This is a genomic window from Pseudocolwellia antarctica (genome assembly GCF_049933045.1).
GTDB lineage: Bacteria > Pseudomonadota > Gammaproteobacteria > Enterobacterales > Alteromonadaceae > Pseudocolwellia.
Genome location: NZ_CP187926.1, coordinates 2,573,591 through 2,594,819 on the forward strand (window position 1 = coordinate 2,573,591; position 21,229 = coordinate 2,594,819).

At 36.1% G+C, this 21,229-nt stretch carries 15 protein-coding genes, 2 tRNA genes and 1 pseudogene; 7 read left to right on the plus strand and 11 right to left on the minus strand.

Features of this window, described 5'->3' with window-relative positions; genetic code table 11:
- Nucleotides 1–30: 30 nt before the first annotated feature.
- Together ACPUVN_RS11105 and ACPUVN_RS11110 are read right to left on the minus strand one after the other, a co-directional pair.
- Nucleotides 31–339, minus strand: a complete 309-nt coding sequence (locus tag ACPUVN_RS11105; RefSeq protein WP_426369109.1) for a pilus assembly protein — start codon at nt 337–339, stop codon at nt 31–33.
- A 341-nt stretch (nt 340–680) separates the two neighbouring features.
- A complete protein-coding gene (locus ACPUVN_RS11110; protein ID WP_426360247.1) occupies nt 681–2,240 on the minus strand; it encodes an OmpA family protein in 1,560 nt (519 codons plus the stop codon).
- A gap of 410 nt (nt 2,241–2,650) precedes the next feature.
- Here ACPUVN_RS11110 and ACPUVN_RS11115 point away from each other — a divergent pair, with 410 nt between their 5' ends.
- Nucleotides 2,651–3,835 carry a hypothetical protein gene (locus ACPUVN_RS11115; protein ID WP_426369110.1) on the plus strand — a complete coding sequence of 395 codons (1,185 nt, stop codon included), beginning with the start codon at nt 2,651–2,653 and terminating at the stop codon, nt 3,833–3,835.
- Between the two features lie 88 nt (nt 3,836–3,923).
- On the opposite strand, the gene ACPUVN_RS11120 is transcribed toward ACPUVN_RS11115, so the two are convergent.
- The 3 genes from ACPUVN_RS11120 to ACPUVN_RS11130 all read right to left on the minus strand — a co-directional run bounded on the left by ACPUVN_RS11120 (nt 3,924) and on the right by ACPUVN_RS11130 (nt 6,316).
- On the minus strand, nt 3,924–5,285 hold the full coding sequence (locus ACPUVN_RS11120) for an ATP-binding protein (protein ID WP_426360245.1): 1,362 nt from the start codon (nt 5,283–5,285) through the stop codon (nt 3,924–3,926).
- Nucleotides 5,286–5,346: 61 nt separating this feature from the next.
- Nucleotides 5,347–6,021, minus strand: coding sequence for a response regulator transcription factor (locus ACPUVN_RS11125; RefSeq protein WP_426360244.1), 675 nt, complete (start codon nt 6,019–6,021; stop codon nt 5,347–5,349).
- Nucleotide 6,022: 1 nt separating this feature from the next.
- Nucleotides 6,023–6,316 carry a PepSY domain-containing protein gene (locus ACPUVN_RS11130; protein ID WP_426360243.1) on the minus strand — a complete coding sequence of 98 codons (294 nt, stop codon included), beginning with the start codon at nt 6,314–6,316 and terminating at the stop codon, nt 6,023–6,025.
- Between the two features lie 460 nt (nt 6,317–6,776).
- On the opposite strand from ACPUVN_RS11130, the gene ACPUVN_RS11135 reads away from it, so the two are divergent.
- Nucleotides 6,777–7,652, plus strand: a complete 876-nt coding sequence (locus tag ACPUVN_RS11135; protein WP_426360242.1) for a choice-of-anchor H family protein — start codon at nt 6,777–6,779, stop codon at nt 7,650–7,652.
- 164 nt (nt 7,653–7,816) lie between these two features.
- On the opposite strand, the gene dnaJ is transcribed toward ACPUVN_RS11135, so the two are convergent.
- The 5 genes from dnaJ to grpE form a co-directional block, all read right to left on the minus strand.
- The gene (gene dnaJ, locus ACPUVN_RS11140; RefSeq protein WP_426360241.1) at nt 7,817–8,959 is read right to left on the minus strand and encodes a molecular chaperone DnaJ; all 1,143 of its coding nucleotides are present in this window, start codon (nt 8,957–8,959) and stop codon (nt 7,817–7,819) included.
- A 311-nt stretch (nt 8,960–9,270) separates the two neighbouring features.
- Nucleotides 9,271–11,190, minus strand: a complete 1,920-nt coding sequence (gene dnaK / locus ACPUVN_RS11145; RefSeq protein ID WP_426369111.1) for a molecular chaperone DnaK — start codon at nt 11,188–11,190, stop codon at nt 9,271–9,273.
- Nucleotides 11,191–11,937: 747 nt separating this feature from the next.
- The gene (locus ACPUVN_RS11150; RefSeq protein ID WP_426360240.1) at nt 11,938–15,042 is read right to left on the minus strand and encodes an efflux RND transporter permease subunit; all 3,105 of its coding nucleotides are present in this window, start codon (nt 15,040–15,042) and stop codon (nt 11,938–11,940) included.
- Between the two features lie 2 nt (nt 15,043–15,044).
- Entirely contained in the window at nt 15,045–16,193 is a 1,149-nt protein-coding gene (locus tag ACPUVN_RS11155) for an efflux RND transporter periplasmic adaptor subunit (RefSeq protein WP_426360239.1), read from the minus strand.
- Between the two features lie 642 nt (nt 16,194–16,835).
- Nucleotides 16,836–17,456 (minus strand): nucleotide exchange factor GrpE, encoded by a 621-nt coding sequence (gene grpE, locus ACPUVN_RS11160; protein WP_426360238.1) that lies wholly within the window; start codon nt 17,454–17,456, stop codon nt 16,836–16,838.
- A 202-nt stretch (nt 17,457–17,658) separates the two neighbouring features.
- On the opposite strand from grpE, the gene nadK reads away from it, so the two are divergent.
- The 5 genes and pseudogenes from nadK to ACPUVN_RS11185 form a co-directional block, all read left to right on the plus strand.
- A complete protein-coding gene (nadK, locus tag ACPUVN_RS11165; RefSeq protein WP_426369112.1) occupies nt 17,659–18,540 on the plus strand; it encodes an NAD(+) kinase in 882 nt (293 codons plus the stop codon).
- A gap of 279 nt (nt 18,541–18,819) precedes the next feature.
- Nucleotides 18,820–18,896, plus strand: a tRNA-Met gene (locus ACPUVN_RS11170).
- Between the two features lie 105 nt (nt 18,897–19,001).
- A tRNA-Met gene (locus ACPUVN_RS11175) sits at nt 19,002–19,078 on the plus strand.
- A 677-nt stretch (nt 19,079–19,755) separates the two neighbouring features.
- Nucleotides 19,756–19,926, plus strand: coding sequence for a hypothetical protein (locus ACPUVN_RS11180; protein ID WP_426369113.1), 171 nt, complete (start codon nt 19,756–19,758; stop codon nt 19,924–19,926).
- 65 nt (nt 19,927–19,991) lie between these two features.
- Nucleotides 19,992–20,715 (plus strand): annotated as a pseudogene (locus tag ACPUVN_RS11185) (DUF3427 domain-containing protein); the annotation flags it as partial.
- Here ACPUVN_RS11185 and ACPUVN_RS11190 read toward each other — a convergent pair.
- Nucleotides 20,700–21,182 (minus strand): DUF3223 domain-containing protein, encoded by a 483-nt coding sequence (locus tag ACPUVN_RS11190; protein WP_426369114.1) that lies wholly within the window; start codon nt 21,180–21,182, stop codon nt 20,700–20,702. The pseudogene ACPUVN_RS11185 and the gene ACPUVN_RS11190 sit on opposite strands and share 16 nt — an antisense overlap.
- Nucleotides 21,183–21,229: the final 47 nt, after the last annotated feature.

The window sequence follows — 21,229 nt, forward strand, 5'->3', positions numbered from 1 at the left end:
TAACTAATATAATTAAAGTTTATGACTAACTTAGTTACTTGAAGATGCGGCAGCAGCTTTCTTAGCTCCTTGCTTTTGAGAGTAATCAGCTAATGAAGAATCTGTTGCTCCTTGCGTGTCTGCGAGAGCAGCTTTAGCTGTTACCACAGCACTAGATGCAGTAGCTTCTTTACCACCTAGTTCTGATGCCATAGTACCTACTTGGCCACGAACGACATCACCAAAAAAGGTAAACGCAGCAATCGCTGAAATTGCAATTAACGCTACAATAATAATGTATTCAACCATACCTTGGCCTTTAATACGCTTGTCAGTTCTAATGTTTCTTAAATTTCTCATGGTTATGTCCTTTATACTATTGAGTTTTTTACTACTATTAATAATTATATTTATTAGGGTCTGTTGATCTTTCGAGATTGTTTTTACAGCAAGGTGTTTGATATTTAGACAAGACAGAGTATGTGATGTGTAGCTGGCTACCCGAACAGACGATAACGTGGTATAAATTTCAAACACATGCTGCCCTTTGGGTTCATTTAAAACGAATTTACTCATTGCTGTTCGCTTTTTTAATAGAATAACTATTAGACAAAGCTCACATCGCGATTAAATCCGTTTTAAATTGAATAAAATTTAACCCTGAAAGATCAACAGGCCCTAGTCTAATATACTAATAAATATTACTTTTGTACCAACTCAACCCTACGGTTAAGCTGACGCCCTTCACTTGCTTGGTTTGTTGAAACAGGCACTAACTCGCCCACGCCCCTTGCTTGAAGCCTTTCAGGTGCAACATTATATTGTTGCACTAATTCTTTTATCACCGCTTTAGCTCTATTTTCGGCTAACTTTTGGTTGTAAGCCTCTTCTCCTTGGCTGTCGGTATGACCAACTACGTAAAGGTTTAATGTAGGTTGTTTGGAAAATAAGTTAGCGAGTTGTTTAAATGCTGGTGTCGATGTTTTCATTATTTTATCGCTGTTACTGGCAAAGTGAATGCCGTATAAAGCCACTTTGCCTTTTGCTGCTATTGCACTTGCCATTTCATCAGTTGATAATTGTATAACTCCCGTTTTTAAAGGTTTTTCTTCAACAATGGTTTGAGAAACCGTTAAATAAGGTGAATTAGATATACAAATAAATAAATAAGCATTGCGTGCGGCAGACACTTCTACTTTCGCGGTTATAACAGCAACATCAATATTTTTACAAAAATCACCTATCTTTAATTCAGGGGCTATTGATGATATGCCGCTAAAATATTCCATTCCTGTATTACATTCTCGATTACCTCGACAGGCCAACAGAATTTCTATCTTACTGGCTTTTAACCCTGCTATATAATTTTCATATACTTGATATTGACTAAGCCCTGCTTGCCCGCGGTACTGTATAAAGGTAACTTTTCCTGAAGGTGAAATGGTGTAGCCCTTAGATAACTCACCTGCTTGCTGTGCTGTAAATGTTTTTATAGGTAGTCGAGCTTTAGTAAAATCAATTTCTTTGTATGCAGCTATTGTACTGTTTGGAAAACGATTAAGTAATGGGTGGTCTTTAGCGCCTTCAATGTCTTTTCGAGTATTTTTTATCTGCACTGAAAGCGAAGCATCGGTAGGTGAATATTCTGTAGCAACCTTAATTTTATTGGCAGTAAAGTCTTTTTCTTCAATAATAGTTTGGTTGACTTTTCGGTTGTTAACACAAATAAAAACATATGAATTTTTACCATCTGTTCGAACCACTTTAGCGCTAGCAATATATAATCCCTCTGAATTTGTACATGAACTTTGAAAACCATTTTCAATATCATATTTATGGCTAAACGCACCAATACTTTTACCACAGGTGTTAATTTTATTTGTTTTTTCACATTCAAAAAAATCAGTAAACATTGATGTGTTTAATTTATTTTTAAACGACTCATTCATTTCAAATAAAGACATTGAATTAGGTAACATATAAGTAATAAACGACCCTTTACCGGCTACCTTTAACACACTATTTTCAGGAGACTCTTTATCATACGGAGCGGTTAATATATGTGAAGGGATGTAATCAAACCTGTGATTTGAAAAATACATAGCGCCTTCAAAACGAGAGATTAAAGGATGGTCTTTGTCTGTTTTGCTACCTGAAAATGCCGAAGCCGAAGGTATAATTGTTATAAAAAGAAGAATTACTGAAAATACTGTATACACATTGGCAGTGTATTTTGTATAGAGTGTATTTAAAAAAAGCAAAAAAGCACTTCTCTTAATGTATAGAGTAGTTGTTATAAACATTTATCTTCCGTGAGCTTTTATCTAAAAGCGTAATTAATTCCACTTACCAAGTTACAACTTATTAACAAATATTAAACAAATTTAACTTGAATGCAATAACATTCACATTGATAGGTAGTGTCAATAACAATCACTAAAAATTAAAGTAACTTTGAAATACCAGATATATTCCTTTGTAAAAAAATAATAAAAACAAACAGGTTTCGATTAGATAGTTACAAATAAGATCTTAATTTTATATCACTAACCTTTGGGTATTAATTCATGAAAAATATAGAGGTGTTTAGAATATAAACAAAACATTCCATTTTAATTAAAAAGTGTTAATGTAGTGTTATATTTTACACACCATTTAAAAGGAATTTAAGGTGATTAAAAATCTTACTCATCGTTTTTTATTTTCTGCTCTGTTTTTCGCACTAGCCTCTACACTGTTTTTTATGAGTTTAGCTTCATTTTCTTCGGCTCAAGCCAACGATGCTGAAATTGAGCCAACTAAAGTTACCAACAAACATTTCAAGGTGATTAGTACCTATACTGGTATTGATTTCATACAGGGAGAACCTCTCTTATTGCCCAAAAACAATGTAGTATTATTTGTTGATAGGCACCAAGATAGAGACAACCTAAGAGACTCCTCGAAAGACACCTACACACTTGATGCTATTGATATATCTGACATTAACAACCCCATATTTTTGAAAACGTTGATTAACTTTACTACAGGTTCCAGCATACTAGACTTCGCCGTGACAGAAGATGAAAAGCAATTATTTGTTACAACAGGTGGGAGATTATTGGTTTATGATATTTCAAATTTTAATAATATTGTATTTAAAGAAACTATTCAATTAATTGGCAATGGTTCCCTTGCTTTATCAACTGATAACAAATTATTGTTCGCTTCAGGTTGTATTAACAATAATAACTGCGACTATATTACTATATTTAAATTATCACCTTTCCCTAAATTTTTCACTGAATTACAAACAAATGGAAACCATGGTATCGTCCTGTCAAAAGACAGTAAAAAAATAGCTTATGTTGGAACAGATAGCACTCGCGTCATACTTGCTAATCTATCAACCTCGTACAAAGTAAAAATACTCGATTCAGACTATTCTACGTACAATAATCGTGGAAGCTGGAAAACATCAGCAGATATTAAACAAATGATATTTTCTCCTGATGGGAACACACTTTTTGTTGCAGGTAATCAAGGGGGGGTTATCGTATATGATGTATCAGATGATAAACTTAATAAAATTCAACAAACAGCAGGTGCACATTGGGGAGCATTATTTAACAATACGGGCTCAATATTTTCTTTAGACATAACTCATAACACATTATATATGGCGGGGGCATCACGAAAAGTATATTCTGAAACTCCTAAAATAAAAAACATTACAAATTCGTTTTATTTTCCAGGTTCGCATATTAAACTATCACCAAGTAATAATATAATTATGATACACGTCAACACTAACTACTCTGCCCCTGGTTCAATCATATTTATTTCTAAAAGAACAGAACCGCATACAAAAAAGTAAATTTAATAACATAAAATTATTTCATGTTTAGATTGATTTTTATATTCAGTTTTTCGATAACCGTCTAAAAAATCAGGTGGTGATTAGATCAAGTCTGGGGGAGTGTTTTAATTTTACCTAAGTTAAACGTAAGCACAAAAAGCGCACCGCCTAAACTTGATGAGTTTTTAATAGTAAGCTCGCCGTTATAACTACTGACTAAATCTCTAACAATAGCTAAACCAATACCGTGACCTTTTTTGTAAGTATCAGCACGAGTACCGCGTTCTAAAATAGCTTTTCTTTGCGACTCCTCAATACCCTGCCCATCGTCAGCAATAGCAATACGTAAGCTGTCAGCATTAAAACTTACGCTAAAATCAATTTTCGACTTAGCCGCCTTACAAGCGTTGTCGAGCAAGTTACCTAGTATTTCCATTAAATCGGCTTCATCACCTTTGAATAAGGCTTTTTCTTGAATGTTAACAGAAAGCTTAAGTAGCTTATCTCTGTAAATTTTATTTAAGGTATTAACGAGCTTATTAGCGGTTTCTTCAATTGAAACACCTAAATGCCAAGACGATTCGCCAGCACTTTGAGCGCGTTTAAGTTGATGCTCAACCATGTTACTAATATTGGTAATTTGCTCTTTTGTGTCTTGTGCTAAAGCGGGTTGGCTTTGAATAACAGCTAAAGGTGTTTTTAAACTATGAGCTAGATCTGACAAAGCATTGCGATAACGTTTACGCTGATTTTGCTCTGTACTCAGTAACGTATTCAGTTGCGTGGTTACCTGCTCAAGCTCGATAGGATAAGTTTGCTCTAACGAATTCTGCTTGCCCTGCTCAACATTCTCTAGTTCAAGGGTTAAGGTGTTTAACGGCTTTAAAGTCCATTTCAACCATATAAATTGCGCAATAATAAACACAACGATCAGTAGCACTAGCCATATCCAAAGCTGTTGTTTAAAGCCATTGGTAATAGCTAAAAATTCAGCTTCATCTTTAAAAATATGCAAGGTTACAGGAAATGAGGCTTCCGACTCGCCAAAGCTCACACTAATGCTGTAAACCATATGAGGTTTGTCTTCTATCATGACTTCAGTAAATAAAGACTCACCAATTTTAGGCGAAGGTAAGTCTTTAGTTAAATCAACGCCCATTAATGATGTTGACTGCCACAAAGTACTTAAGTCTAAAGGATATTGAATGACTTGGTTTTCAGCAAAAACAGGTTTTATTGTGGTGATTTCGGCGTAAAGACCTGACTGAATAACATTGAATTGATTTTCTAATAGTTGCTCTGGCATGAGTAACTGGTTGTTCTCAACTTCTGCGACCGAGAAAATTGAAAAACTGTAAGCTCTTAACTCATTCTCTAAAGCACTTTGTAATTGCTCGTTAAAAGCATTACTTAAGGTTATGCCAATAATAGGTAGCATAACCATCACCATAAACATTGCGCTTAACATTAGGCGCGCTTTAAGTGATTGAGTTATCCAGTGCGTTAGCGAATGAGTTTTTTTCAAATGCTTAACTAAACTGTTTCATTTTATAACCTTGGCCACGTAAGGTTTCAATAAAACCATGTTGGCTGTCAGGATCTAATTTTTTACGTAATCGTCTAATAAATACTTCAATCACATTAGAATCTAAATCAAAGTCTTGATCATAAATATGCTCAGTTAATACCGACTTAGATTTTACTTCATTAATATGCAGCATAAGGTATTCAAGCAGCTTATATTCGTAGCTACTTAAACTAACATCAATCCCATCTACAGCGACCGACATGCTTTTAGTGTTGATACTAATAGGACCATTTTCAATCACTGGGCTTGCTTGACCAACTGAACGTCTAATCAATGCATTTAAACGCGCCGCTAATTCTTCAGGTTGAAACGGTTTAGTCATATAATCGTCTGCGCCAGCATCTAAACCAGCGACTTTGTCTTGCCAGCTATCGCGCGCAGTTAAAACAATAATAGGGAAAGTAAATTGCTTATCTCTTAAGGTTTTAATTACGCTTATACCGTCAATAATAGGTAAACCAATATCAATAATTGCAGCGTCGTATGGATGTTCCATACCTTGAAATAAACCTGACTCACCATCGCTGGCAACATCGACAGAATAGTTTTCAAGCACGAGTTGTTTTTTTAAATTGGTTTGTAGTTCTATATCGTCTTCTACTAAGAGTAAACGCATATCAATTCACCTTGCCTGATTTAGCATCTACGGTAACATTAATAATGTGACCATTATCTTTGATCACTTTGACTTTATAGCCTGAACGCCCATTATGTTTAACTTTCAATATTTTACCGCCTACCCTTTCTTTAACAATACGGGCAGCTTGGCTAGAATTTTGAACTTTATTTTGCTTAGACGCCGTGCCATTACCTTTTAACAAAGGTACAAATTCTCCACCTCGTGCGAACACAGGAGAAGAAGACAATAAAGTAATAGATATAACCAATAAAATGGCTAGTATGTTTTTCATTACAACCCTCAAAATATTAAGAAAGTTTTAGTTGATGATATAAAGAAAATTAATGCTGTTACGCACAGTGTAAAAGAATGCTCTTTCTAAATAAACCTAAGGCTTAGATAAAAAGTAATAACTTACCTTTCTCATTTATATGCTGCCATATTAGCTTCATTTAACTGAACAAAGCCTGAACGAGAAATACAACTTAACAGATTAATTATAGCAATACATTTCAAACAAAGCCTCTCTTTCAGTTATATAACCTACTGTAAATTAATAAATTATAAAAACACATTCATCTTAATAGGTATGAAATAAAACCTAACATCACAATGTTCAGCTTGTGTTCAGATTGAATGGGTTTTAATAGCATCATCAAGAGTTCTGAGCTTAGGTTAAAAGTTTTAAACGGCTTTTAGCATTTACGTAGCAATCAAGAATACGAGCTTTAAATAAATTAAGGATGTTTATTATGAATAATCACTCAATGACAGAAAACAAAGCAGCAATTTCTAGGCAGCAACAGCGTATAAAGCGCGTGAATACAATTAAAGGTATTGCCTTCTTATTGGTTGTATTAAGCTTTATAGGTTTATCTATTAGTAACGTGTCTGCAAGTGAATTAAACAGCCAAGCCAGTGTTTCTTATGGTGGTAAAAAAGACTTTATTGACGATCAAACACGTAATTTAGTTATCGCTCAAAACAGTAACTCAGGTGTTTACGACCAAATTATTGGTAAAGCAAAAAGACAAACCCGAGAACAAGTTATCGCTGATAAGCAAATAGTGATAACAGATAAAAGCGCTAAAGGCTTTGAAAAAAGCTTAGCACCAGGCACCGCACGTTATTATGTACCTGAATTTAATATTTATGATGCAACCACTTTCCTTGAAGATGATATAGACGGTGACGGTTATTACAGAACCTTTGGTGTTGTTTTTGATGTAGATGTTTACAATCCGAACGGCGATGAAGAAAGCGTTATTTACGCTGAGCTATACCTAAGCACTGATGGTGTTAATTGGGAACATTATTACAGCACTGACGACTTTTTAATTAGTGGTAACAACCCTGACGATCAATTCGAAGTAATCACCACCTTAGCTGAAGGCTACAATACACAAAACTACGATGTACTTATTGATATATACGAAGTGGGATATACAGAGATTGTGGCAACATATAGCTCTGACGACAACAACGCGTTATATGCATTACCTTTAGAAAGTGCAGAATACGACCAAGTATATATTGAAGAGATAGTTGTGCATGGTGGTAGCCAATCAACATTCTTCTTATTATTTACTTTAGCTATGCTGTTTGTAAGAAAAGTAAGAGCTAGTTAACCTTATACCAAACGGATTAAAGTCCTTTTCAATATTTCATAGGACAGAAAAACCCTCATAAAAAAATCCCACTAACTTGTTAAAGTTAGTGGGATTTTTATTGGTTAACCTTAAGCTTTTGCACTCAAGATGAACACTAAATCTAAGCTATTCGCTAAGTAAAACTAGCTTTTTAAATCGTCAAAGAAGCTTTTTACGCTATTAAAAAAACCAGTTTCTTTAGGACTATGTTTGCTGTGAGTGCCCATCTTAGTTTCAAGCTGTCTTAACAAGTCAGCTTGGTCACCAGAAAGGCTAACAGGTGTTTCTAGTACAACTTTACACATTAAGTCGCCTGTTACATGGCTACGTACAGATTTAACACCTTTGCCACGTAAGCGGAACATTTTACCTGTTTGTGTTTCTTTAGGTATTTTCAGCTTAACTTTGCCTGCAAGTGTAGGTACTTCAATTTCTCCACCTAATGCAGCAGTTGTGAAACTAATAGGCATTTCGCAGTATAAGTCGTTCTCATCACGTTCAAAGATCTTATGCGCTTTAACATTTGCTTGAACGTATAAGTCACCTGCTGGTGCTCCATTCTCGCCAGCTTCACCTTCACCAGTTAAGCGAATGCGATCGCCCGTATCAACTCCTGGAGGAATTTTCACAGACAATGTTTTGTTCTTCTGTACACGACCTTGACCACGACATGAAGTACAAGGATCTGAAATAACTTTACCTTGACCATTACACGTAGGACAAGCTTGCTGAACAGCAAATAAACCTTGACGCATTTGTACTTGACCATGTCCATGACAAGTCGAACACGTTTTAGCGCTAGTACCTTTCTTAGCACCACTTCCGTCACATGGATCACATGCAACATACGTTGGTACTTTAATTTCTAACGTTTTACCTTTAACAGCTTCTTCAAGTGTTAGATCTAAGTTGTAACGTAAATCTGAACCACGTTGCTGACGTTGTTGACGTCCGCCGCCACGGCCGCCACCAAAAATATCACCAAAAATATCGCCGAAATCTTGACCACCGCCAAATCCGCCGCCGAAACCACCATGGCCTCCGCCGCCGTGACCGCCTTGTTCAAAAGCTGCATGACCGTATTGGTCGTAAGCTGCACGCTTTTGATCGTCGTTTAATATTTCATAAGCTTCTTTAACTTCTTTAAACTCTTCTTCTTTGCCTTTATCACCTTGGTTTCTATCAGGGTGAAGTTTCATAGCTAAGCGTTTATAAGCTTTTTTAATATCTCTTTCAGCTGCATCTTTTGATACACCTAATACTTCATAGTAATCGCGTTTTGACATAGTGAATTCTTTTACTTACTTTGTAGTTAATACCAATTTTCTTAACAACTTTTATCTATAAAGATAAAACGGGTCGTTGTACCCTTTTGATTAAATTCGGCTAAGAAAATTAGAATTAATATTAAACGGTTAACATAACAAAGCGCCGATATGTCGGCGCTTTATAATTTAGTAAAGTTCAACAATACTGTTGATAATTCAGATTAAGCTGTTTCTTTTAAGTTCGAGGAGAAGGCACAGAGCTTAGTTTACTAAGTGAGTACCTTCGACAAAGAAATTAGAATGAAACAGCGACAGCTGAATCAATCAACTTATTTGTCTTCTTTAACTTCTTCAAACTCAGCGTCAACAACATCATCGCCACCAGCTTGGTTAGCATCAGTTGCTTCAGGAGCTTCGCCGCCTGCAGCTTGTGACTTAGCTTGAGCAATTTCCATTAGCTTAGCTGAAGCTTCGATTGCAGCTTGTTGCTTCGCTTCAATCTCTTCTTTGCTGTCGCCTTTGATAGCTGTTTCAAGTTCAGTTAATGCAGTTTCGATTTTCTCTTTATCTTCAGCTGGTAAATCATCACCTGCTTCAGTAATTTGAGTACGAGTAGCATGAACCATACCGTCTGCTTGGTTACGAACTTGAACTAATTCTTCAAATTTAGCATCTTCATCAGCGTTAGCTTCTGCGTCACGAACCATTTGATCTACTTCTTCATCTGATAAACCAGAAGAAGCTTTGATTGTGATTTTCTGCTCTTTACCTGTGTTCTTATCTTTAGCTGTAACATGTAAAATACCATCAGCATCGATATCGAAAGTAACTTCGATTTGTGGCGTACCACGTGGTGCAGCATCAATACCTTCAAGGTTAAATTGACCTAAAGATTTGTTAGCAGCAGCTTGCTTACGCTCACCTTGAACAACATGTACAGTTACCGCAGCTTGATTATCATCAGCTGTTGAGAATGTTTGAGATTGTTTAGTCGGGATAGTTGTGTTTTTGTCGATAACTTTAGTCATCACACCACCCATAGTCTCAATACCTAATGATAATGGCGTAACGTCTAATAAAAGAACGTCAGTTACATCACCAGATAAAACACCACCTTGAATCGCTGCTCCAGCGGCTACTGCTTCATCAGGGTTAACATCTTTACGAGGTTCTTTGCCAAAAAACTCAGTTACTGTTTTTTGAACTAGTGGCATACGTGTTTGACCACCCACTAAAATTACGTCGTTAACATCACTAATTGATAAGTCAGCATCTTTAAGCGCTTGCTTAAGAGGTTCTAGTGTTGCTTTAACCATGTCTTCAACTAAAGATTCTAACTTAGCACGAGTAACTTTGATGTTCATGTGCTTAGGACCAGAAGCGTCAGCAGTGATGTAAGGTAAGTTAACATCAGTTTGTTGTGCTGAAGAAAGTTCACACTTAGCTTTTTCTGCGCCTTCTTTAAGACGTTGCATAGCTAGTGGATCTTTTGTTAAATCCATACCTGAATCTTTCTTGAATTCAGCTACTAGGTAGTTGATTAGACGGTTATCAAAATCTTCACCACCTAAATGTGTATCACCGTTAGTCGCTAATACTTCAAATGTGTGCTCGCCTTCAACTTCATCAATTTCAATAATTGAGATATCGAATGTACCACCACCTAAATCGTAAACAGCTACAACTTTATCGCCTTCTTGCTTGTCCATGCCGTAAGCAAGTGCAGCAGCAGTTGGTTCGTTGATAATACGCTTAACTTCTAAACCAGCGATACGACCAGCATCTTTAGTTGCTTGACGTTGTGAATCGTTAAAGTATGCAGGAACAGTAATTACTGCTTCTGTAACTTCTTCACCTAGGTAATCTTCTGCAGTTTTTTTCATTTTCTTTAAAACTTCAGCAGAAACTTGTGGTGGAGCAACGTTTTTATCACGCGCTGTAACCCAAGCATCACCATTGTCAGCTTTTACAATGCCAAAAGGCATGATGTCGATGTCACGTTGAACTTCTTTATCTTCAAAACGACGACCGATTAAACGCTTAATAGCGAATAATGTGTTTTTAGGGTTTGTAACAGATTGACGCTTAGCAGGCTGACCTACTAAAATTTCGCCTTCTTCTGTGTAAGCAACAATAGAAGGAGTTGTACGATCGCCTTCTGCATTTTCAATTACGCGAACTTTGTCGCCATCTAGTACAGCAACACAAGAGTTTGTTGTCCCTAGGTCAATACCAATTATTTTGCCCATCTTTAGGAATCTCCGAATACTAATAAAAAAAATATGGTTTAATCTTTCGATGAACAATTAGTGGGGGCAGCAAAAACTGTTTTCAACACTTATTTGTAAAAAAAGAAGGTTTTTTTTACAAAAAATTTAAAAAAAGTCATATTTTAAATGCATTAATTTATGCTAAATGAAAAATACACACACAATAAACAGGTTTATTTAGGCTATTAGGTTTGGTTTATTGATGTTGAATTTAGTTAACAGAAAACAAATAACAATTAATTAACAATAACTTAAAGTGAAAATCCGTTATAAAAGGTAGGTTGATTAATGGGGGTTTTAGATAGGTGTTTCAGTATTATTGCGATGAAAAACGTCACAAAGGTAAATAAAGTACGACTAAGAAATAATATTCACTTTTTTTCGTGTTTTTTTGTTTTTAAAACAAGAAATCAGTACCGTTCAAATAAAATCTACGGATGATTTCTCTATATTCCCGCATAACTTGCTAATAATCTCTCATGACTTTCTAATATTCTCCTGATAATTCCCGAATAACTGACCTATAAATTTGGCATTTCGTCGTAAAGGTTTAACGAAACTCAGAACGCTGTCATATTTAAAATGCTAAAGCTAATTCTTAAAAATGCTAAAGCTCTCTCTTAAAAACACAAAAGGCTTACCCTAAAACGTTAAGGTAAGCCTAAATATTTAAGAATGATTATTTAACCTGAAAACTGGATAAGCAATTATGCCTAATATTGTTATTTAATCTTTTTTAACAGCCTGCTGTAATTTAAGTAATTCTTTAGTCACGGCTTCTGGCGATTTAGTATTACGGGCAAGTAACTTATAAAAGCCCGGAATAACAAATAACGTTAATATGGCTGAAATAGTTACACCAAATAAAATAACAATACCTAATACATTTCTACTCGCCTGCCCTGGCCCTTCAGCAAATACTAAAGGAATTGCCCCAACAACCGTTGAAACCGTTGTCATGATCACTGGGCGTAAACGAATTTTACAGGCACCGATAATAGCTTCAGAAAACTCCACACCTTCATCACGTAATTGGTTAATAAACTCAACGAGCAATATGCCATTTTTAGTCGCTATACCTATCAACATTAAAAAGCCGATTTGGCTAAATATGTTAAAGGTAGAGTCAGTTAGCCATAAACCTAAAAGCCCACCTACAACAGCAAGGGGTACAGTAAAGAGAATAACCGTAGGATGCACAAAGCTTTCAAACTGAGCTGCCATCACTAAAAATAGTATGAGAAGCGCAAAGCCAAATACAAAAAGTAACCCACCAGAAGATTCTTTGAACTCAAGCGACTCGCCTTTGTAATCAATTTTAGCTTGTTGTGGTAATAACTCTTTCGACGTTGTTTCGAGAAAATCTAACGCCTGATCTAAAGTCACGCCAGCAGCCAAACCTGCACTTAAAGTAACAGCACGTAAACGGTTGTAACGTTCTAACGAGGCAATATCGGCTTTATCTTCAACGGTGATCACATTAGCTAAAGACACCAACTCACCACTTGAACGTGAGCGCACAAAAATATTACGAATATCTTCACTGGTATTACGTTGGTCAGCAACAAGGGCAAGAATTACTGGATATTCAAAACCATCATTAATGTATTGAGACACCTCTTGCTCTGCCATTAACGCCTGCAAGGTTAAACCAATATCGCTAATGGTAACGCCAAGTGAAGCCGCACGGTTTTTATCGATAGTTAAATGAATTTGTTGCTGTGTTTCTTTTAAGTCAGACTCGATCGAAGTAAATAAACCACTCTCTTCGGCTTTTTCCAATACAAGATCACGCCACACTAATAAGTTCTCGTAATTATCGCCTTGAATAACAAATTGAACTGGGCTGCCACCACCACCTCGGCTTAAACCGTTAGGCATAAATATACCTGTGCGTATGCCTGGTATTTTACCCCATTCGGTGATCAACTCTTTACGCAACTCAAATACTGAAATGTCGCGTTCATCCCAATCAGCAAAACTAATACGGCTAAATGCAGAGTTTGGTGCTTGTGTACCAAAAGCAGGCGCGACAAATAGAACACGTGTTAACGAGCCATCTTCTACTTTGTCTAACATAGGTGTTGTAAGTTGCTCGATAAGGCTACGCATTTTCTCAACAGACGTGCCTTCTTCAGCACTTATTCGTGCCATTAAGGTACCTTGGTCTTCAGTTGGTGCGTATTCTTGATTCAAGTTCATGAAAATATAATAAGCGCCGCCGCCAGAGAAAATAGCGAGAAATACAGGTAACAATAAAAAGTTCAAGCTACGGCGTAAGCTTCTTTCATACAAGCGACTTAAACCGTTCATGCCTTTATCAACAATACGTACTAACACATTGTTGCTATCACCTTTGTGCAATAACTTACTGCACATCATAGGCACCATACTTAAGGCTAAGATAGTAGAACAGATAACAGCAGCAGAAATCGCCACCGCTAACTCAGCAAATATTTGCCCCGTATTGTCTTTTACCAAACCAATAGGCACGAATACCGCAATCAATACTACGGTTGTTGCAACAACAGCAAAGGCAACTTGCCTAGCACCATTGTATGCAGCTAACAGCGGAGGCTCACCTTCTTCAATACGTCGGTAAATATTTTCGAGCACTACAATGGCATCATCCACCACCATACCAATTGAAAGCACCATCGCCAGCAAAGTAATTAAGTTAACTGAATAACCAAAAAACCACAGGGCAACAAAAGATCCTAATAACGATAAAGGAATACACACAATAGGAATAATTAACGCACGCCAGTTACCTAAAAATAGCCACAGCACTAACGCCACTAAAATTAACGTAGCGATAATAGTACCGTATACGTTTTCAATGGCCGCACGAATAAACTCAGACGCATCACCCGATGTTGTAACCTTTACGCCATTCGGCATAGCATCAGCTAGCGCTTTAATTTCTTCATGAATAGCATCAAGCACTTCTACCGTATTGGCCGTTGATTGCTTAACAATACCAATCGACATACTGTCATTATTATTGACTTGGAATACTCGACGGAAATTAGCGCGATCTACATTCACCTCAGCCACTTCAGCCAAGCGTACTAAATGCCCGTCATCACCTTGGGCGATAACGAGTTTTCTAAAGTCTTCTGCGCTGCCATAAGCCCTGGATATTCTAACGGGAAACTCACGTGTTTCAGATTCTATAATACCTGCAGGCAGTTCAATATTTTCAGACTGTAAAGCCGTAAGAACATCTAATACGGTAAGGTTTCGCGAAATCAGCTTTTTCTTATCAAGCCAAATACGCATAGCAGGATCACCACCACCAAGCACATTTACTGACGCCACACCTGGTATTACCGCAAAACGATCTTTTACATAACGGTCAGCATAATCAGTAAGCTCCATTGTCGACCAGCTATCAGACACTAAACTGATATAAATAATAGGACGAGCATCACTATCTGCTTTATTAATTCGAGGATCTAAAGCTTCTTCTGGAATACGTCTACGCACTCTTGAAACACGTTCACGTACATCATTAGCGGCAGCATCAATATCGCGCGTTAATACAAACTCCATATTGATAGATGAACGACCATCAACACTAGTAGAGCGCATCGACTTAATGCCTTCAATACCACTGAGTTCGCCTTCAAGCACTTGGGTTATTCGGTTCTCAACAATATCAGCTGCTGCCCCAGGATAGTCTGTAGACACAGAAACTTGAGCAGGAGAAATATCAGGATATTCGCGCGTTGATAATTCCTGAAAAGCGAATAAACCAAATACCGCCATAATAATGGAAATAACGGTAGCAAAAACAGGACGTTTTATGGATATATCTGAAAGTACCATGGTTAAGACCTCTCAGTACTTTCAGCAGTTACTTGTTCAGCAACCTTATCTTTTGCAGTTTTTTCATCATTAAGATTTGATAAAGCGACAGGCGCAAGCTCAGGATTTTTAATACTAATAGCAGAGCCATCACGCAAGGTTAACGTGCCATCAACAACTACCGTTTCACCAATCTCTAAACCTTGGTTAACGACAACTTTACCTGGTAAACGTTTGCCAATAATTACTTTGCGCTTTTCAACGGTTGAATCATCTTTTACTACAAACACAGCCGAGTTATTACCGACTTGCTGTAATGCGCCTTCAGGAACAATAGCGGCAAGATATTCTTTTGAATACAAAGTTACATTCATCAACATGCCAGGCAATAAACTTAAATCTGGGTTAGGAATTTTTGCACGAACTAAAACAGCGCGTGTTGTAGGATCTACACGCTTATCAAAAAAGCTTACAGTACCTTCAAATTGCTCGCCCGAAATTGACGAACTTGTCGCAGTAACTCGGCTATTATTTGAAAGCCCATGCGAGAAAATTTCAGGCACAGTAAAATCAAGGTTCAGCACACTAATATCGTCAAGACGTGCAATTTCAGAGCCTGGTGTAACTAACGCACCAACACTTACTCTTCTTATGCCTAAAACACCTGAAAAAGGCGCACTAATAATACGGTCGGTTAAACGTGCTTTAGTTATTTCTAATCGCCCTTTGTTCACTTCAACATTAGCTTTAGCGATTTCAATACCTGACTTTGAAGCATAAGAAGCACCAATACTTTCTAAACGTTCAACTTGGCGGATAGACTCAGTTAAATTAGCTTGCGCTTCAGCCAGCTCAGCATTTTGTTCATCGTTTGTTAGCGTAACTAACACATCACCTTTTTTAACGGTTTGTCCGTCTTCAAAGTTAACGCTGGTTATATTGTCGGTAACCGTCGCCGTAATATAAACAGATTCATTGGCGATTAATGTACCTACCGCTTCAATTTCGTTTGCAACACGTTGCTGTTCAACATAACCAACAACTACAGCTGCTGCGGGCTTAGCTTTAGGTGCTTTTTTAACAACCTCGTTATTGTCTGAACAAGCCATAAAACCTAAACTAAAACCGAGCAAAACAACAATCCGTGCTTTACTTAAACAAAAAAGAGCCATCTTAATTCCTTTGGGATACTACTATTAATATATGTAAAATTATTCGAATACCTTACACATAAAACATGAGTTTGTAAGTTGAGAAAAATTCATCTCAATCATTTATTATCTTAATATTTTGTCTTTAGTCGATTTGAATTTCAATCACTTATGTTTTCAGCCAAGTTCACATCATCAACAAATAAGCATAAATTCATCAACCCAATAATAAAAAGCTTAAAAATCGCACATAAGATTTAAGCACTGGCATATAAAAAGTATTATAAAAATAATGAATAAGATCAAAAAATACTGAGGACAAACCATGAAAATTTCAGGTAAGAAGCAAAACCACAGTTCAAAGAAAGGTAATATAAAAATCCGAATGAACAGATAAAACAAGCCCTACCGATTAACCACGCAGCATAAGCCAATTGATTTACTTATATTTTTTTAAAGCACGAACGTTAACTGAAAATAAAACGAAAGAGTGATGAGCTAGAGTTTTTGAAGAATATATCAGCTATTTAAATAACCAATATCTATAGAGAGAAGAAAAGACTAAAAAGGAAGTCGTAATTGAATAGATAAAAAAAACGATTAAAATCAAACTTGCGTTTAATTTTAATCGTTATATCTTTTTTAATTGTAACTTAATATTTATTAAGCAGTAGTATCAACACTTGGTGCTTTAGATACCATAACCATAGCTGGACGTACTAAACGACCATTTAGCTCATAGCCTTTTTGCATAACAGCAATAACCGTATTAGGTGCTACACCCTCAACTTCTTGCATAGACATGGCTTGATGTAATTCAGGGTTAAAAGGTTGATCTTGTGGATTAACCGCTTTAACACCAAACTTGTCTAAAGCTGCGATTAAGCCTTGTAGTGTTAAAGAAACACCTTCGCCAATCACTTTTTGCTTTTCGTCTTCGGCATCAATATTTTCTAAACCACGTTCTAGGTTATCAACTGTAGGTAATAACTCAGATGCAAACTTCTCTAAAGCAAATTTACGAGCTTTCTCAACATCTTGTGCTGCACGACGACGAACATTGTCTACTTCTGCTTTAGCACGAATAACTGAATCTTTTTGATCTACTACCGTTGCTTGCGCAGCAGATAAAGCTAATTCAAGCTCATTAATTTTTTCTTGCTCTGGGCTAATATTCTCAGCCGCATTATCAAGTTGTTCTTCAACTTGCGCTTCAGCTTGTTGAACGATTTCATCAGCCAAAACTTCTTCAGCACTTTTATTATCTGTTGACTCGTTAGTCATGAAAAACTCCAGGGTAAACTTAGTTCTAGAAACTACAAAAATATGATTTAAATCTAATTACAGCTAATTATGGGGATTTGTTTCTGCTATTCAAGCTCTAATGTGAATCAATTATAAAAAAGTGGTCTTTACAATGAGATAAATACCAGCGAAACTTTACCTAATATAACTAATAACGACATTAGATCGTAATAAAATCATTATGACTCAACTATATAAAACAATAGGACTGATTGGCAAACCTAATCATGAAGGTGCCAAAGCAACTATCGAGGCATTACACGAATATTTGCGCTTAAACCATTATCACGTGGTAGTAGAGCATTCGGTAGCCCAATCTGTTGATATCAAAAATATGTCGGTTCACCCATTAACAGAAATAGGTGAACTAGCAGACCTTGCGATTGTAGTTGGCGGCGATGGATACATGTTAGGTGCAGCAAGAGTACTTTCTTGTTACAACATTGGCGTTATTGGTGTTAACCGTGGCAACCTAGGTTTTTTAACAGATTTAGCGCCCGACAACATAATAGAACCACTTGAAGCCATATTAAAAGGTGAGTCTCGTTCAGAGCAACGCTTTATTATAGAAGCCGAAGTGTATCGCCACGGAAAACTAAAAAGCAGCAACAGCGCAGTAAACGAAGCTGTACTGCATGCAGGTAAAGTTGCCAACATGATAGAATTTGAAGTGTATATAGATAACAGCTTCATGTTCAGCCAACGTTCCGACGGTTTAATTATATCAACCCCTACTGGCTCAACAGCTTATTCGATGTCGGCAGGCGGACCTATACTTACGCCTAACCTAAATGCACTGTCTTTAGTGCCAATGTTTCCACACACATTAACCAGCCGACCAATTGTAGTAGACGGTAATAGTGAAATAAAACTCGTACTTGCCAACGAAAATTATGAAAACCTACAAGTCAGTTGCGATGGTCATGTAATACTAGCGGTAATGCCAGGAGACGAAGTTATTATCAAAAAGAGTGAAAATTGTCTTAGGCTTATCCACCCACTTGATCACAACTACTTCAACGTTTTGCGAAATAAATTAAGCTGGGGCCATAAACTTTACTAATAACCAACTTTTTAAAACCGGTGAAACGACTGCGACTATGCTTGATTTTTAAGCATAGTATTTATAAAGCATTCAAATAACCTACGATTTGTTTAAAGAACGTACGAAGAAATTATTTAATCATAAAAATGACATAAATTAGTTGCAATATAGTTTAACAATCCTTAGTATACGCCTCGTTCTCAGGGGACAGGTTCTTAACCCAAACTTTGACAACTTTCTTTAGTAATAGAAATAAATAATTACTGGCTTGTTTAAGTTTAACTTAAACCATTCGGACGCGGGATGGAGCAGCCTGGTAGCTCGTCGGGCTCATAACCCGAAGGTCGTCAGTTCAAATCTGGCTCCCGCAACCAATTCTTTATATCAACTAGAATTAAAATAAATTGATAACATATTCTTCTAAAGAGAATTAAAACCTTTAGGGCTTTCTTCTTAATATCTTAAGAAGTTCATTCGGACGCGGGATGGAGCAGCCTGGTAGCTCGTCGGGCTCATAACCCGAAGGTCGTCAGTTCAAATCTGGCTCCCGCAACCAATTCTTGTAAAAATCAACACCTTTAATACAAAAAATACACTTATAGAAGTCGTCAGTTCACTCTTCACAAAATAAGTGGCTCCAGCAACCAATTCTTTATACATCTCGTATAAAAATTAAAAACATCAATATTAATACAAAAAAAATGTATTTACGTTTATAAAAGTCATCAGTTCACTCTTCATAAAATAAGTGGCTCCAGCAACCAATTCTTGTAAAAATCAATATCTTTAATATAAACAATTATACTTACACTTATAGAAATAGTCAGTTCACTCTTCACAAAATAAGTGGCTCCCAAAACTAATTCTTTATACATCTCGTATAAAAATTAAAAACATCAATATTAATACAAAACAAATATACTTACATTTATAGAAGTCGTCAGTTCACTCTTCATAAAATAAACAGCTCCAGCAACCAATTCTTTATACACTCCGTATGAAAATTATCAAAAATAAAAAACCTTAATACAAAATAAATATAACTACGCTTATAGAAGTATCCAGTTCAACTCTGCTATCCCCTACTCTATAAACTTATACTCATCGATAAAAATATTCTTCTACTTCATATACCTAATTAATAAAAATAAAATTCAGCAACATATAGAACACACTTACCTTCGGCTATACAATACAAAAAACCTTATGAGCATGGCTACGCCAAGAAAATATATGACTGAAAAAACAGTAAAATTCGAATTCGAAAAAGAAAACAAAAACAGCGTTCGTTACAAAGAAGTACCAGAAGATGGAATGCCACCAATCGTTGGTAGCATTTATGTTCAAAAATGGTTTGCTGGTAATAGTAAAAATATAGAAGTGACGATTTATAAGAAAAATTAGGTTTTAAATCTACTTATAAACGAACAAAGGTTTTCATCATTAGCTAAGTCATAAAAAGGATTTTCATGAATCAAACTGGTATTTACGAACAACTGATAACTCAGTTAGTTGAAAAAAACTTAGATCGTGACTCTTTTTATGTTGGCGAACGCACATTAGAGTCATCAGAAGCAGCTACATTATTATCTCGATTCTTAACTCGCATTATTGAAATTGCGATGGAATCATTACAATAGTGATACTCGAATTCATGATCAAATCAACTTAGCCAACACTATCGTCAAATGGTTAAGTACCCATATTAAAGATGAAGAACTAATTAGTGAAAACTTGTTGGATAGCCAAGGTAAAATACTTACTGCTCTATTTGATAAAGTTAACCCTATTTCAGCAGATTTTCCAAAATACATTGATGCCATCATGCCAATCACAGGGCTCACACAAAGTGAGTTATTTTGTGGTAGTAACGTGGGCATATCTTTAGAGACTGAAATTAAGAGAGAAATACAACCATCTGACAAAATCTATTGGTTAGTGTCATTTATTAAGTGGGCTGGCATTCGTATATTTAAAAAGGAATTAGAATCTTTTACCCGAAGTGGTAAACAATTAAAAATAATTACCACCTCGTATATGGGTGCGACGGACGCTAAAGCTGTAGAATTTTTAGCATCACTGCCTAACACAGAAGTAAAACTCAGTTACAACACCAATAGCGAACGCTTACACGCTAAATCTTATTTGTTTATGCGCAATACAGGCTTTCATACTGGCTATTCTGGAATGTCTTTCAATTGGTAACCCATCATTTCTACGAACTGTATACATTTATTTGTAAAGTCATTATCCCGAAAGTGGTAATTTTTATTTTCTAAGCTATGCCTCGCACCATCATAAAAACACGCGAATACAGACTTTAGTTTACTCTTGACTGCTGCTGAATTACTCCAATCAGCAATACTTCCATCTTTATGATGGCTATGAAAACACTTTGAATTAAATTGACGACTGTTAGCTACGCTAAACGAAATAACATTTTCAATACAACCAGATTTTAATACAAGTTCTGGGCATCTCATATATAAGGAATAAATATCTGAGAAAGAAGCATGCTCACGAGAAATAACGTCACCTACGTTAAAACTATTTAATGAACCTTTAAAAAATCTAATGCTTCGTTTTGAAAAGAAAAATTTACCATTAGCTAATATAACCGGAATACGTTTTTCCCATAACACCCTCTTAATTTTTGACACCTATTTTAAAAGCTAGTTTTTGACTTATCTAGCTTGATTGATTTGTA